At 35.1% G+C, this 14,548-nt stretch carries 14 protein-coding genes; 12 read left to right on the forward strand and 2 right to left on the reverse strand.

Going from position 1 to position 14,548, the window contains the following annotated elements:
- Nucleotides 1-31 precede the first annotated feature (31 nt).
- From M2265_RS25520 to M2265_RS25545, 6 genes are all read left to right on the forward strand, one after another.
- A complete protein-coding gene (locus M2265_RS25520) occupies nucleotides 32-991 on the forward strand; it encodes a YihY/virulence factor BrkB family protein (protein ID WP_132773810.1) in 960 nt (319 codons plus the stop codon).
- 198 nt (nucleotides 992-1,189) lie between these two features.
- Nucleotides 1,190-2,308, forward strand: coding sequence for a hypothetical protein (locus tag M2265_RS25525; protein WP_132773812.1), 1,119 nt, complete (start codon nucleotides 1,190-1,192; stop codon nucleotides 2,306-2,308).
- A gap of 159 nt (nucleotides 2,309-2,467) precedes the next feature.
- Nucleotides 2,468-3,280, forward strand: coding sequence for a hypothetical protein (locus M2265_RS25530; protein WP_132773814.1), 813 nt, complete (start codon nucleotides 2,468-2,470; stop codon nucleotides 3,278-3,280).
- A 199-nt stretch (nucleotides 3,281-3,479) separates the two neighbouring features.
- Entirely contained in the window at nucleotides 3,480-4,226 is a 747-nt protein-coding gene (locus M2265_RS25535) for a WG repeat-containing protein (RefSeq protein WP_132773816.1), read from the forward strand.
- 74 nt (nucleotides 4,227-4,300) lie between these two features.
- Nucleotides 4,301-4,594 carry a hypothetical protein gene (locus tag M2265_RS25540; protein ID WP_132773818.1) on the forward strand — a complete coding sequence of 98 codons (294 nt, stop codon included), beginning with the start codon at nucleotides 4,301-4,303 and terminating at the stop codon, nucleotides 4,592-4,594.
- Between the two features lie 43 nt (nucleotides 4,595-4,637).
- A complete protein-coding gene (locus M2265_RS25545; RefSeq protein WP_132773820.1) occupies nucleotides 4,638-5,315 on the forward strand; it encodes a hypothetical protein in 678 nt (225 codons plus the stop codon).
- A gap of 47 nt (nucleotides 5,316-5,362) precedes the next feature.
- On the opposite strand, the gene M2265_RS25550 is transcribed toward M2265_RS25545, so the two are convergent.
- Nucleotides 5,363-5,521, reverse strand: coding sequence for a hypothetical protein (locus M2265_RS25550; protein ID WP_165902415.1), 159 nt, complete (start codon nucleotides 5,519-5,521; stop codon nucleotides 5,363-5,365).
- A 26-nt stretch (nucleotides 5,522-5,547) separates the two neighbouring features.
- Complete coding sequence (locus M2265_RS25555) at nucleotides 5,548-6,753, reverse strand: glycosyltransferase family 4 protein (protein WP_132773821.1); 1,206 nt, start codon at nucleotides 6,751-6,753, stop codon at nucleotides 5,548-5,550.
- 401 nt (nucleotides 6,754-7,154) lie between these two features.
- On the opposite strand from M2265_RS25555, the gene M2265_RS25560 reads away from it, so the two are divergent.
- From M2265_RS25560 to M2265_RS25585, 6 genes are all read left to right on the forward strand, one after another.
- Nucleotides 7,155-8,621: an ATP-binding protein gene (locus M2265_RS25560; RefSeq protein ID WP_132773823.1), complete on the forward strand. Its 1,467-nt coding sequence runs from the start codon at nucleotides 7,155-7,157 to the stop codon at nucleotides 8,619-8,621.
- Between the two features lie 7 nt (nucleotides 8,622-8,628).
- The gene (locus tag M2265_RS25565; RefSeq protein ID WP_132773824.1) at nucleotides 8,629-12,225 is read left to right on the forward strand and encodes a response regulator; all 3,597 of its coding nucleotides are present in this window, start codon (nucleotides 8,629-8,631) and stop codon (nucleotides 12,223-12,225) included.
- 16 nt (nucleotides 12,226-12,241) lie between these two features.
- Nucleotides 12,242-12,613, forward strand: a complete 372-nt coding sequence (locus M2265_RS25570; RefSeq protein ID WP_021188095.1) for a response regulator — start codon at nucleotides 12,242-12,244, stop codon at nucleotides 12,611-12,613.
- Nucleotides 12,614-13,444 carry a CheR family methyltransferase gene (locus M2265_RS25575; RefSeq protein WP_132773826.1) on the forward strand — a complete coding sequence of 277 codons (831 nt, stop codon included), beginning with the start codon at nucleotides 12,614-12,616 and terminating at the stop codon, nucleotides 13,442-13,444.
- Between the two features lie 12 nt (nucleotides 13,445-13,456).
- Nucleotides 13,457-14,020, forward strand: a complete 564-nt coding sequence (locus M2265_RS25580; protein ID WP_132773827.1) for a chemotaxis protein CheB — start codon at nucleotides 13,457-13,459, stop codon at nucleotides 14,018-14,020.
- Between the two features lie 71 nt (nucleotides 14,021-14,091).
- Nucleotides 14,092-14,478, forward strand: a complete 387-nt coding sequence (locus tag M2265_RS25585) for a response regulator (protein ID WP_021188098.1) — start codon at nucleotides 14,092-14,094, stop codon at nucleotides 14,476-14,478.
- Nucleotides 14,479-14,548: the final 70 nt, after the last annotated feature.

Consider the following 14,548-nt stretch of genomic DNA (forward strand, 5'->3'; position numbering starts at 1 on the left):
TTTCTAGGCGTTTAACAAAGTGATCAGGACTATGGAAAATAAAAAACAAGGATTTATAAGCAAATACATAAACATATTTAAATCGACAGTATCGGGATTTATGAATGAAGATTGTCTTAAATATAGTGCCTCACTTTCGTATTACACTATATTTTCAATCGGTCCGATTCTCGTGCTTATGATTTCCCTTGCAGGGATCTTTTTTGGAGAGGATGCGATTCAAGGGAAAGTGTTTTCAGAAATGAGAGGTTTGGTTGGTCCAAGCGCCGCCAGACAAATTCAGGAAGTGATCAGCAATCTGAAACTATCAGGTAAATCAAATTTTGCATTGATTGCTAGTATTATCACCTTGGTAATTGGAGCTACGACTGTATTTGGAGATATTCAAAATTCCATTAATAGGATATGGCATGTTCGGGCAAAACCAAAACGAGGCTGGCTCAAGTTGATTACGGATCGATTGCTATCTTCCTCTCTAGTTGTTGGACTTGGATTTTTATTAATGGTCACATTGGTTGTCAATGGTATCATTCTAGCTTTTACAGATCGATTGCAGGTCTATTTCCCTGATATAACAGTTTTCTTTATGAATGCAGTTAATTTTGCATTAAGCTTTGGAATTATATTTATTTTATTCGGAATCATATTCAGAACATTGCCTGATGTTAAGATCGAGTGGAAGACTGTACGCACGGGAGCTCTTTTTACAGCCTTATTATTTATTATCGGTAGGTATGCCATTGGATTATATTTAGAATCTTCCGGAACTGAGTCAACCTATGGTGCTGCAGGTGCACTTGTATTAGTATTATTATGGGTATACTATACTGCTGCTATCTTGTATTTTGGTGCGGTCTACACACGTGAAAATGCCATTGCAAACGGTATACCGATTAAACCTGCTGACTATGCGGTTTATGTAGAAGAAAAGGAGCGTGAGCGTGTGGTGGAAGAAATTCCGGCCAAACCCGCTGATCAAGGGGTGTCTTAATATAATGTTGTTAGATGATTATCAGGGTTTTATGCTGTTATTTTGATTTTCATGAATAGGAGGTGTATGTATTTTTTGATAATACTATTTCGAAAAGGTTAATATTAATGATAAGTTTGTTGTTATCAATGCTATTTTCTTTTCGATCTGCGGTAAAGATATCTGGCAGTTGAATTACTTTTCAATTATTAAATATAAATGATGATAAAGGCATCTTTAATGGTATGTGTTATGATGATGGGAATTTCTGTATCGGCACAGCGGAAGGGTTATCTTCCGAAGGGAGAAAATCAAGAAAGATATAAAGAAATCAGTGGGCGATATGGGGGCAATGACGGTATCTGTCTTTTTGAAGATGGTACTTTTATGCTTTATGGCTATGCCACAGCAGTTTTTGGGCATTATGGTTTTGAAAAGGACTACTTACTTTTTTATACAGATAAACAAGATCTATTTGAAATCTATGCCCACCAAGATCCATCTCTAGGAGCGGGAACGAAAATGGCTTTTGTGGGTTTTGAAGATGGAAATACCTATGTGAAGTTTGATAAAGACAGCGTACAGCCAGTGTTTAATGATGATGCAAACTGCTTTAGTGGCCCTTTTGTGTTTGAAAAAAATACTTTTCCGAGAAGTATTAGTTTATATGCCACAGAAAATAGTGAGGACGATTCCTTAGCTTCATGGAATTATCAGAACGATATAGGCTTTAATGATTTTGTGCTTGTATACAATAAAGCCCGACGGGAATATGAGGATTTTTCCGGAGCGCTATATCAGGATGATGATAATCAATTGGTGATCCAGCTTTCTAATTATGGAGGGGAAGATGGGTATAAGAAACAGAAAAGTGATCATGAATGGAATGATATCATGATGATGAAAAATGAATATCTTACATCGTTTAAATCACGTGATTTTATGCTTGTTAATAAGCATTATGGTACTTTTGAAAGGGATCTTTCTACCTATCGTCTGGACAAATTTACTAACCAGTATATGCGGCAGGATGACCCGGATAATGATGCCTATTATGAAGATAATGTGTATCAGGATGATCGTATCTTGAGTCAGTTTCTTAAACAGAATCTTGTGGATAGGGTTATGAAGGGACGAGAAGAATTAGTATTTTCCGATTCAACTATCTTCTTCAGTAGCTGTACTGAGATCGAAAAGTCATATCGTTATAAAGGAAAAGTATTGAAGAAGGTCGATGATGAAGAGCCTAAGGAGGTTGTGGCACCTCTTATAATGACATTGCCGGTCGAACAAACTAATACGGGGAATGAGAAAAATAGTAAAAAGATTCATAAATAATATAAACCTTCATAGACGATGTAATCTTTCTCTTTGTCCTAGATAGATCAATGTGACATGGAATCATTTCTTTTTAATTGAGGCTATGCGCTAAAAATTCAGGTTGTTGCTTATATACTTTGATACCATACATTGATGATATTTTGAAGTCAATTGATAATGAGTAAAAAAAATAATTCTATCAGTATTTCGAAAAAAAAGTTTGGAAAGAATAATAGTGCCATGGCATTAATTTTTGTCATTATGTTTTCTCTTTTAGGAATAATTGGCATTTTAATAGATTGGAAAAGTGGACTTTTCGGACTTGCTTTAGTAACTGTACTATATCTTGTTCATAGCTTCGTCAAGTTCAACTATTTTCTCTACTTTATTGGCTTGTCCTTTGTTGCTATATATCTGTTGAGTGAATGGCAGGATATTGAATTTTTACAGATCGTCCTTTCTTCGATTTTTCTAACTTTTTTATTTTTCATAAAATCGTGTTATAAAGATTATAAGGCACTTGATAGTTTTGAAATTTTCTATTTGGATAGCAGAGAGCTACATTGTTTATCAACGGAGAATGATGCAGATTATAAAGGCTATGCACTAGATCCTAGAAGTTATTTAAAGAAGTATGCTGCAGAAAAAATTAGCGCTATCTCTTTCGAAAGAAAAGATATGACCATTGCAATAGATGATCTATTGATACGACCTAGAGCGCTAACAACAATTGATCTAGAACAGATTTACGATTTTGTAAAAATTAATTATCCAAATCTTTTAAATAGAGACGAGTTTATTCAACAAAATCTAAGTAAAGAAAATCAATATTACATTCATAAGATTTATATTTTTAGTCCTATCCTCGTTTTGTCACTTGTTATCTATTTTTTCGGAAATAATGGTAAAGATCATATCCTAACGCTTTGCTGTTTAATACTAATGGTTATTCTGCCAGTTGTCATTAGTAAATTTTTAGCAAGAGTATGAAGTGTACTTTTCAGTATTAATATTTTCATAGCTAAATCATATACTAGTTTTTTCATTTAAAATAATCGAACACGGATTGTAAGATCTATTAAGCGAATTGTAAACCCATCACAATATTGTCGATGTTTAAGGTATTTTTGTAATAGTAACAATTGAACATCATCGAGATTGCTAATGGTGTCATTTTCAAATTATATAAATGAACTATTTATTATTATTTTTCTTTACGATTTTATCTGCCTGTACCAATAATACGATACAAAAGCAGGACATGCGAAAATCTAAAATAGTGCAATTGCCAGGACATTATAATGTGCAGGATAATACATGGGAAAACAGCGATCCCAATTATGATGCTTATTCTTCATTTGGAGAAGATCTTTATGCCACATTCAGTAAGTTGGATAAAGATGGAAATAGTTTGGGTCTGGGTCTTATTGATAAGAGTGGGAAAGTTATTATACAGCCTATTTACAGCAGTGTAACGATGCGCATTAGGACGGAAAATGATTTTTTCGTCGTTAGTGATTCCCTTAATAATTATGGTATAGTCAATAGCGAGGGTGTTGAAATTGTAAACCCTCAATTTGATGATATCTATTTTGGGAATAATGCGGCCGATTCGATGGATACAAAATTTGGATTGATAAAAGTCAGTAAAAATGATAAGAAGGGCTACATCAATGCCACTGGTCGAGTTATTGTTCCGGTAAAATATGATGATTTATTTATGATGGGCAAGAATGGCTTGATCATGTTTCAAGTTTTGATTCCTATAGGTAATGGTAACAATACCGCTAAATGGGGAATTATGGATTTTGATCAAAAAATAATTAGCCCACCTCGTTTTTCTTATCCAAGTCGTTTTGAAAATGGTAGCGTAACACTTGTATCAGAAGGTATAGAATATGATGTAAATGAAAATGGAATAATTAAAAAAAAATAATGAACACTTTTTTTTAAGCCTTATTATGTATCATAATAACGTTGCGAAAATCTGCTTATTAAAGCTATTGAAAAATGAAAGATTTTTTTAAAAATAAAATAACGATCTTTTTTACGTTAAGTGCATTATCGATTTTGATCGGAATTTTAATTGCGATTATATTAGCTACGGGGGTTTCTGCTCCAGATAAGTTAGCCGCGATGTACATTTTTTTTGGACTGATTCCTGTTTTGCTCATCATTGTGATTGACAGAATCTGTGTTTGGAAATTTGGAACAAGAAAAGTAAATAAAATTCAGCTTTATATCCTGATCTGTTTTATTGGTCTGTTTGTAATCAATTGGATAAGACTACGATTGCAGGTGTAAAAACCTCTGCGAAATAAACAATTAAAACATAAAATAAATTTTAATGAAAAGTGAGAAAACCAAAATGATTCTTTTAGGAACAGTAGCTGTATTAATCGTATTGCTTATTGCTAGTAATTTTATATATATCGCGCCAAATGAAACATTGCTCTATAAGGCACAACAATATATAACCTATTCAAAATCTGATTGGGAAAATTATGAAGAAAATAAAAGAATATTAGCAAATAATCCAACAGACGGTAATATTCAAACTGAGGTAGCTGCGGTAGTTTCTCCTGATGATATTTACTCGTTAGATACGAGCCGTGTGGCACCTGAAGTTGTTGCAAGTGAACTTGAAAAGATTAAAAAAGCAAATTTTGATCGTCTTGTTGAAGCTAAAATTAGACCTGATCATGAAGATGCACAGGCTGCGTTGATCCGCCATACTGATGGCCGATTAACGGACGTCATTATTAATCAAAAGATCAATATAAAAGTTGGTAAGTGTTACGATAACCCAAATACAGATGGCAATTACAATTGTGTAAGCTGTATGATTTTGTTATATAATAGAGATAAGAAAGATTGGCAGGAAGCACCTGATGGAGATAATTTTCTTAAGCCCGCGTATGATTTTTATCAGCCGTCAAAAGGCGATATTTGGGAAGCTAAAGATCTGACGATGCGTATTCCATTTGATTATGATCTGTACAAAAAGTTTGAAGGTAAAGAATAAATTTTTGAGCTCAATAATTGGAATGTAGTGCCATGATAGTCATGGCACTACGTGTCGTGATTGTCCACTTCATTTGGATTTGGCGGAAGCGGATTCGTGTCTTTTTTTGGTGGTGTACCGGTATTGCTTTTCACTTTGTTCTGAGATAAATCATTAGATTTCTCTTTGGGAATTTTTGCTATTGTTTTTAGAGCTTTATTTTTCATATAAACAAATCATTGTGGTAGTTTCATTATGAAGATAGTCTTTTATTGCTGTGAAATATGTTCGTAATGTTGTTTTGCTGAACAGTGTCATTGAAACAAATTGTTGAAGTTTTCGATGCTGTGCATAGCTCATTCAGTAACTGAAATTGTTTCTTTCCTACATTTGCCCAAGACATTTGTTTTCCATATTCTAAAGCATTGTTTCTGTAATAGTGCATTTTCTCAGGTTGATCTAAAAGATCATTGACAACTGACGAAAGTGCATGTGCGTCATTAAAAGGAAAGAATAACCCACGGTCATCTGCTAAGAGGTCTTTAGCATACCAATATGGAGTTGAAATACAGGCCGCTCCAGCGCCCAGTGCAAATGACAGTGTTCCACTGCTGATTTGGTTTTCATTTGGGTAAGGAGTGACATAAATATCGCAAGCGCTCAAATATTCCTTTAATAGTTTTTCGGATGCAAATTGATTGACAAATTGCACTTTATGACCAATATTACGGGCCATCACCATATCCATCAAATCATGTCTGTACGCGTCACCTTCATGCTTTAAAACATTTGGATGTGTTGAACCTAATATAATATAAACGAAGTCGTCATTCTCAATTTCAGAAACTGCCTGAATCGCTGTTTCAAAACCTTTGCTTTTACCTAAAAAGCCGAAACTGAGCATGACTTTTTTATTTTGAAATCCTAATTTTCTCTTCGCCATCTCTTGGTCGCAATCGAAGTTTGGAACACCGTGTGGTATTAGACTTACCTGACTACGATCAATTTGATATATTGTCTCTAGCATATTGATGGCACGACTCGTCATAACCGTGATTTTACTGCTATACTGCGCTAGTTCACGGAGAATACGGTATTCATTATGATGCGGATGTTCCAGCACGGTATGTAAGTTGGTAAGAATGGGTACATTTAAGTGTTGAAGTAAGTCAATAATGTAGCTCCCTGTTTCTCCGCCAAATATTCCGTACTCGTGTTGGATGATACAGGCATCAAATGCATTGTTGATGACATCGGCAGCCTGAATATAACTATCTAAATTTTCTTTCTCTACGATATAAGTTACTTCTTCAGGAAACACATATTCCGAACCATCAGATACCGCAAATATGTGATGATCATTCGCTAAAGATCGTGGCAGGGAGTGATATAGATCATGTGAAAACGTTGCAATTCCGCACTGCCTAGGTGGGTAAGTTCCAATAATAGCTATTTTCATTTTTTAGTATAAATTAAATCCACAAGAATTATTGAATGATATGGAATATTTCTGTACATTCTTCTTGTATTAAGAACAGGGTAAACGCTGTTAAGTTCAATTCGAATCGAATCCGATGATGTAAACAGGCATTTATTCTTATAAACAGGTATAAATTACTGTTATCACCAAGGTTGTCTCTTTATTTGTCAGTAACTCATAGAATTATCGTTTAAATAATTCCTTTTTATTGTTCATAATTGGAAAATATCGCTTTTTGCAAAGTAATATTTTTGGACCAATATAGTTTGCTTTGTGTCTAGGTGTCATTATTAAAAAATAAAATCCTATTTTTAGACTTTATCATTCGAATACCTGTGTTTACACGATTGTTGTTTACAGACGAATTGAACTAAACTGCTATGATTTTAATTGTTGACGATCAAGAAGCGAATATTTATTCACTTAAGAAATTACTCGAATCTCAAAATTTTTCAGTTGATACTGCGCTATCTGGAGAAGAGGCACTAAAAAAGGTTTTAAAGAATAATTATGCATTGATTATCTTGGATGTTCAGATGCCTGGAATTGATGGTTTTGAAGTTGCAGAAACGTTATCCGGTTTTAATAAAACTAAAGATGTTCCGATTATTTTTTTGTCGGCAGTCAATAAAGATAAAAAGTTTATTACTAAAGGTTATGCATCAGGTGGAATAGATTATGTTACGAAGCCTATTGATCCAGATATTTTAATGCTGAAAGTGAAGACTTTCTCTCGTTTATATGAACAGACGGTAGCTTTAAATGATATGCAACAGGTGCTTCGATTGGAAATTGAAGAACGGAAAAAAGCGCAGCAGGAGTTAAAGGAACAAGTAGAAAATTTGCATTCGACATTAGAGTCGCTACCACAGTTGGCATTTACGGCAAATGGAGATGGTGAAATAGAATTTGTGAACAGTAAATGGCTATCCTATGCAACATCAAATAAATTTCCTACAACGCATGCTGATGATCCGGATATACATGTATCTTGGGCAGAAGCATTAATTGCTGAAACACCAATCGAACTCGAGGTTCGTATAAAAGAATTAAAAGACGAGCTTTTCAGATTTCATTTGTTGCGGATTATTCCGATTAAAGAAAAGAATAATCAGGTTAAGTGGGTCGGTACCTTTACAGATATTGACGATCAAAAACAGATGGAAAAGAAAAAGGATGAGTTTTTGAGTATAGCCAGTCATGAATTAAAGACCCCATTAACCAGCATTAAGGCATATGCCCAGTTATTGGAACGAACAATTAATACTGCTAAAGACGTCACCGCAGTCAAGTACATCAATAGGGTACAAAGCCAAGTAACCAAACTTAGCGGACTTATTACAGACTTGTTGGACATCTCAAAAATTGAAAACGGGAAATTGAAGATTACAAAAAAGAATTTTGATTTTGAAAACTTACTAACCAATGCTATTGATATTATTTATCAAACCCATGAAAATAATTCCGTTACTATTGAGAGGGAAGGTGATCGAATAGAAGAGCTCTTTTTAGGTGATGAAGTTCGGATTGAACAGGTCTTGATCAATTACTTGACAAATGCCATTAAATATGCGCCTAATACAGATCGAATCATTGTACGTACAGAAAAGGAGGATGATCAATTAATCGTTAGTGTAAAGGACTATGGTATCGGTATTCCTGAACATAAGCAAAAGAATATATTTGGTAAATTTTATCGGGTAGAAGAATCTTCGGTGCGATTTCAGGGACTTGGTATAGGCCTTTATATCTGTTCGGAGATCATAAAACAACATAATGGTACGGTAGGTATCCAAAGTGAATTGGGCCAGGGATCTACTTTTTATTTTACTCTACCTTTAAATTAGTAAGAAAATGTCTAAACCATTTTTAAGAAATTTACAGATTGGCTTTGGTTTTTCCTTGGTTCTGTTATTGGCAAGTTCTACTGCATCTTATATAAGTATTAAAGAGCAGATCAATAACCGTACAAAAGTTGATCATAGTCGGCGCGTCATCGCATCAGCAAATAAAATATTAAATGATCTGCAAAATGCAGAAACTGGTCAACGGGGGTTTCATCTCACCGGTAAGGAAGCTTTTTTAGAGCCGTATATTAATAGTCAAAAATCTTTACCTCAAGCGCTAATCTTGACAAAAGAACTTGTGACTGATAATCCCGAACAAAGTCAAGTAGCGGACAGTCTATCTTCATTAGTGACTTCAAGACTTGGGATTTTAGCTAATCTCATTACAATAAAACGACAAGGGGGAGAGGTCTCTTTATCACAATTGGAAGAGGGTAAACAATATATGGATAGTTGCCGTGCTATCATTGCCCGGTTTATTGATGTTGAAGAGGTTCTCCTGAATAAAAGGTCTGATGAGCTCAATAAATCCTCTTTTTATACCTCTATTTTTGTCGTTATTGCGGCTATTGTTTCGTTGTTGATCACTATAGTTTTTTATTTACGTATTCGAGAAGATTTTATTAAGCGAGAAGAGTTACAAAAGTCTTTGACAAATAAAGATGAAGAAATCAGCAGGAGATTAAAAGTTACGCAACGTATAGCAAATCAAATAGCTAGCGGTGATTATACGGTCAATGTGAATGATACGGAACAAGATGATTTAGGAAGTTTGGGAGGCTCTTTGAATCAAATGGCTGATGCTTTAAAACGATCATTTGATGACTTAAATAATAATGAATGGAGACAAACAGGTCTGGCTCAGCTAAATGAAACTCTTGTTGGAAATAAAACAGAACAAATCTTAATAGCCGATGCTTTAAACCAGCTAATTAGCTATGGAAATTGTACCAATGGTGCTTTTTACCTTTGGGATCAAGATCGTATTGTGCTTAAAAATGCATATGGTTTAGAAGACCGTATGGTAAAGTCCCTATCGCCAGGAGAAGGTATGATTGGTCAGGTTTTTAAGGAAGGAAAAGTTAAACGATTTGAAAATCTATCGAACAGTGATTATGTCGTGAGTTTTGCCAGCGGTCAATTTCGTATCGATAATGTGCTTTTATTGCCTGTTTTTGCGGATTATCATTGTATAGGTGTTATTGAATTGGGATCGATCAATGCTGTAGAAAATGTAAAACTACCTTATTTCATTGAAGCAACCCGAAATATAGGGATTGCGATAGCTGCAGCGAAAAGCCGTGATCAGGTACAGCAACTTCTGGAAGAAACGCAAACGCAAACGGAAGAACTGCAGGCACAACATGCTGAATTGGAAAATTTAAACACGGAGCTCGAGGCGCAGACTCAAAAATTACAATCATCTGAAGAAGAATTGAGAGTCCAGCAGGAAGAACTTGTACAGTCCAATCACGAATTGGAGGAACGTTCCAAATCTCTTGAAGAAAAAAACCATCTTATCGCCGAGCGTAATCTAGAGATACAGCGGAAAGCTGAAGAGCTAGCGCTGAGCACAAAATATAAATCGGAATTTTTGGCGAATATGTCACATGAACTTAGAACTCCGCTTAATTCTATCCTTCTCTTATCACGATTGATGTCAGAGGATACGGACGGTAATTTGAATGAAGATCAAATTGAATCAGCAAAAGTTATTCAGAGTTCAGGAACAAGTTTATTAAGTTTAATAGATGAAATCTTAGATCTTTCTAAGATCGAATCTGGTAAAATGGAACTTGACTATCAAGATGTGAAATTACAAGATATAACGCATGATTTGCAGAATCTGTTTTTACCATTAATCAAGGAAAAATCACTTTCTTTTGATGTGTCTATTGATTCGAATATTTCTGATACGATAGAGACCGATCGTTTAAGATTAGATCAGGTTTTAAGAAATCTGTTATCAAATGCTGTTAAATTTACGTCGGAGGGTAAGATAAGTTTATCAATTTCTGAAGATAAAGATCATCCCGAGAATTTAATTTTTGAGGTTAGGGATACTGGAATTGGTATCGCTGAAGACAAGCAGAAAATTATCTTTGAAGCCTTTCAGCAAGCAGATGGGTCAACACGGAGAAAATTTGGCGGTACTGGACTAGGACTTTCTATCAGCCGGGAAATAGCGCGCCTCCTTGGTGGTAAGATTTTATTGACTAGTAAAGAAGGAGAGGGTAGTGTCTTCAAACTATTTATTCCGAAAAGCAAAACTTCTGACGTAATAAAACCATCGTCTGAGCGATTGATCGATATCATTGCTTCTGATATAGATGAAATGAAGAGTATCGTTGGTGAAGCAGTTTCTCCTAATATAGTTTATACTATTCCTGAAGAAGTCGAAGATGATCGCGATCATATTGTAAAAGGAGATAAAGTTATTCTTATTGTGGAGGATGATACTGCATTTGCGAAGGCTTTGCTCAAATATACACGTAAACAGAATTATAAAGGGGTAGTTGTGGTAAGAGGAGATATTGCTGCAGAATTTGCTGCTCGCTATTTGCCCTTAGCTATTTTGTTGGATATTCAGTTGCCTATAAAAGATGGCTGGCAGGTTATGGATGAAATAAAAAGCAATCCACTTACTAGACACATACCTGTTCATATCATGTCTTCACTTCAGGTCAAAAAAGAAAGTCTACTCAAAGGTGCTATAGATTTTATTAATAAACCTGTTGCCGTTGAGCAGATCGGGATCATGTTTAAAAAAATAGAGGATGCGCTAACGCGTTACCCAAGAAAGGTTCTGATTGTTGAAGAGAATCCTAAACATGCTTCAGCACTTTCTTATTTTTTGAGCAATTTTAATATTACTGCCGAAATTAAGACAAATGTTGATGAAAGTGTTCAAGCATTAAGTTCGGATGGCGCCAATTGTGTGATTTTGGATATGGGGGTGCCTGATAAGATTGGTTATGAAACTTTAGAAGCAATCAAAAATAATAAGGGTTTGGAAAATCTTCCTATTATTATTTTTACAGGAAAAAATCTGTCACATGCAGAGGAGGTCAAAATTAAACAATACGCAGATTCTATTGTTATTAAAACGGCCCATTCTTACCAGCGAATTTTAGATGAGGTAGGACTTTTTCTTCACTTAGTTGAAGAAAATTCTGCTGACGCACAGAAAAGAAAAGTGAATAAGCTAGGTTCTCTGAGTGAAGTGTTAACAGGAAAGAAGGTTTTGATCGCAGATGATGATGTAAGGAACATATTTTCATTGTCAAAAGCATTAGAAAAGTACCAGATGAATGTTATATCAGCTACAAATGGGAAGGAAGCTTTGGTACAGCTAGAAAATAATCCGGATGTATCTATCGTTCTGATGGACATGATGATGCCAGAAATGGATGGTTATGAGACGATCAGGCTAATGCGAAAAAATCCGAAATATTCAAAATTACCAATCATGGCTGTTACTGCAAAAGCAATGACTGGTGATCGGGAAAAGTGTATTGTAGCAGGTGCTTCTGATTATATATCTAAGCCGGTTGATACTGACCAACTGTTATCTTTACTCCGCGTATGGTTATATGATAATTAAGAGCATAAAATAGGTGATGAAGAAAGCTAAGTTAGTATTGATTATTGATGATGATAATCGCAATATCTTCGCATTGCGATTGGCTTTAAAGTCGCGAGGATATCAGTCACTTTCCTGTAATAGTGCCCAAGAAGGCTTTGAATTATTGGCTAATAATAGCGATATTGAGATTGTTTTAATGGATATGATGATGCCCGATATGGATGGTTATGAAGCTATTCAGGTGATTGGGGCATCTGAAACTTATGGTCATGTTCCCGTGATTGCAGTAACAGCTCAAGCTATGCAGGGAGATCGTGAGAAGTGTTTGGATGCTGGTGCTCGTGCTTATGTGCCAAAACCAATAGATTTAGATCTATTAATAGGTATAATTGAACAGAATAGTTAGATGTGGGAACCGAGTATTATAAAAAATGAGGATATCGAGCTGCTTTTGACAGATGTGGCAGAACGGTATGGTTATGATTTTACGCAATATAGTAAAGCTTCATTGAAAAGGCGATTGAATCGACTGTGTCTGATCGATAAATTTACAAGCTTTGCAGAACTGCGATATCGGGTAATAAGTGATCCCGAATATCTGCAACGTTTTGTTGAGGAAATTACCGTCAACGTCACGGAAATGTTTCGGGATCCAAATTTTTATAAGGCTTTACGCGAGGATGTTTTTCCACGGTTAGGTACTTATCCCTTTATAAGGATCTGGATAGCGGGCTGTTCTACTGGAGAGGAGGCCTATTCGATTGCAATTTTGCTTAAGGAGGCCAATTTATATCATAAATCATTGATTTATGCCACTGATATAAATCCTGGAGTCTTAGAGCGGGCAAGTAGTGGGATGTTTCCCATCAGTCAAATGCAACAGTATTCAGAGAATTATATTCAGTCTGGAGGGATAGAGGATTTTTCTAAATATTATACCGCTAATTACGATTCTGTAAAGTTTAACGGTGATTTAAAAGATAAAATGATCTTTTCAACACACAATTTAGTATCGGATACCTCTTTCAATGCATTTCAGCTAATTCTTTGTCGGAATGTGCTGATTTATTTTGACAAGGATTTGCAGAATAATGTTTTTGATTTATTTGATGAAAGCTTAGATACGCTGGGATATCTAGCATTGGGGTCTAAGGAAACTATTCGTTTTTCTAATTTGGAGAAAAAATATAAACAAATTAATGATGAACGAATATGGAGAAAAACCCGTTCATCATAATTCTCTTTTCAAATGAGTGATTCAATATTCGTAATTGGAGGTTCAGCAGGAAGTCTCAAGGTGCTGTTGGAGGTATTACCTCAACTTGATACGGATATATTGTTTCCTATTGTTATTATTGTGCATCGTAAATCCTATCCGGGATCTGTACTCAATAGATTATTAGCTAATAGCAGTAAATTGCCGGTTATGGAAGTAGAGGATAAGATGACTATTTTTCCCGGGAGCATTTATATCGTTCCGCCTGACTATCATATGCTTTTTGAAAATCAAACCCTGGTATCCTTAGACTTTTCAGAAAAATTAAATTTTTCACGTCCATCAATTGATATTACATTTCGATCAGCCGCAGAGACCTTTAAGGAGAATGTTGTTGCGTTGCTGTTATCAGGAGCAAACGCTGATGGGACGAATGGATTGAAAGAGATAAAGAAATATGGAGGAACTATCTTAGTGCAGGATCCAGAGACAGCAGAAATAGATTATATGCCTAAGCAAGCCCTATTGTCTATGGCGGTAGATCTGGTATTAAAACCATCCGAAATTGCGTCTTATATCAATCAATTGCGTATTTAACGCAACTAGCCTTGCGTTAGTTTTTTATTATATTAGCACCTTATTAACGTTTTCCTATACTTTGATTTACGATGAAAGATAAGACTATATTGCTCTTTGATGATGATGTGAATATACTGGAGGTTTGCACCATTATTTTGGAAAATTATGGATATCAGGTGGCTACATCTGAGACATCACATGATATTATTGAAAAAGTAACGGCTGTTAAACCTGATGTTATTTTAATGGATAACTGGATTCCTGAAATTGGCGGAATCAAGGCTACTCAACTTGTAAAACAGCATCCGGATTTTAATCATATTCCTGTTATATATGTTTCTGCGAATAATGATATTCAGCTATTAGCAGAAGAAGCGGGTGCTGACAGTTATCTCGAGAAACCGTTTAATTTGGACGATCTTGAAAATGCCGTTAAATCTATGTTGAACTTAGCGAAATCAGATTTAAATGTTTAAATGAATGGCTTATTCAATATGAATTAAAAAAGGATCCTGCTTGTTCAGGATCCTTTTTTAGTTCAACTCT

This window comes from Sphingobacterium kitahiroshimense, assembly GCF_025961315.1.
In the GTDB taxonomy this organism is placed as follows: Bacteria; Bacteroidota; Bacteroidia; order Sphingobacteriales; family Sphingobacteriaceae; genus Sphingobacterium; species Sphingobacterium anhuiense.

Excerpts from the sequence above, each read along its gene's own strand:
- M2265_RS25545 (WP_132773820.1), top strand. The coding sequence starts at position 4,638 with ATGAAAAGTGAGAAAACCAAAATGATTCTTTTAGGAACAGTAGCTGTA.
- M2265_RS25585 (WP_021188098.1), top strand. The coding sequence starts at position 14,092 with ATGAAAGATAAGACTATATTGCTCTTTGATGATGATGTGAATATACTG.
- M2265_RS25550 (WP_165902415.1), bottom strand. The coding sequence starts at position 5,521 with ATGAAAAATAAAGCTCTAAAAACAATAGCAAAAATTCCCAAAGAGAAA.
- M2265_RS25530 (WP_132773814.1), top strand. The coding sequence starts at position 2,468 with ATGAGTAAAAAAAATAATTCTATCAGTATTTCGAAAAAAAAGTTTGGA.
- M2265_RS25565 (WP_132773824.1), top strand. The coding sequence starts at position 8,629 with ATGTCTAAACCATTTTTAAGAAATTTACAGATTGGCTTTGGTTTTTCC.
- M2265_RS25555 (WP_132773821.1), bottom strand. The coding sequence starts at position 6,753 with ATGAAAATAGCTATTATTGGAACTTACCCACCTAGGCAGTGCGGAATT.
- M2265_RS25540 (WP_132773818.1), top strand. The coding sequence starts at position 4,301 with ATGAAAGATTTTTTTAAAAATAAAATAACGATCTTTTTTACGTTAAGT.
- M2265_RS25580 (WP_132773827.1), top strand. The coding sequence starts at position 13,457 with ATGAGTGATTCAATATTCGTAATTGGAGGTTCAGCAGGAAGTCTCAAG.
- M2265_RS25525 (WP_132773812.1), top strand. The coding sequence starts at position 1,190 with ATGATGATAAAGGCATCTTTAATGGTATGTGTTATGATGATGGGAATT.
- M2265_RS25520 (WP_132773810.1), top strand. The coding sequence starts at position 32 with ATGGAAAATAAAAAACAAGGATTTATAAGCAAATACATAAACATATTT.
- M2265_RS25575 (WP_132773826.1), top strand. The coding sequence starts at position 12,614 with ATGTGGGAACCGAGTATTATAAAAAATGAGGATATCGAGCTGCTTTTG.
- M2265_RS25560 (WP_132773823.1), top strand. The coding sequence starts at position 7,155 with ATGATTTTAATTGTTGACGATCAAGAAGCGAATATTTATTCACTTAAG.
- M2265_RS25570 (WP_021188095.1), top strand. The coding sequence starts at position 12,242 with ATGAAGAAAGCTAAGTTAGTATTGATTATTGATGATGATAATCGCAAT.
- M2265_RS25535 (WP_132773816.1), top strand. The coding sequence starts at position 3,480 with ATGAACTATTTATTATTATTTTTCTTTACGATTTTATCTGCCTGTACC.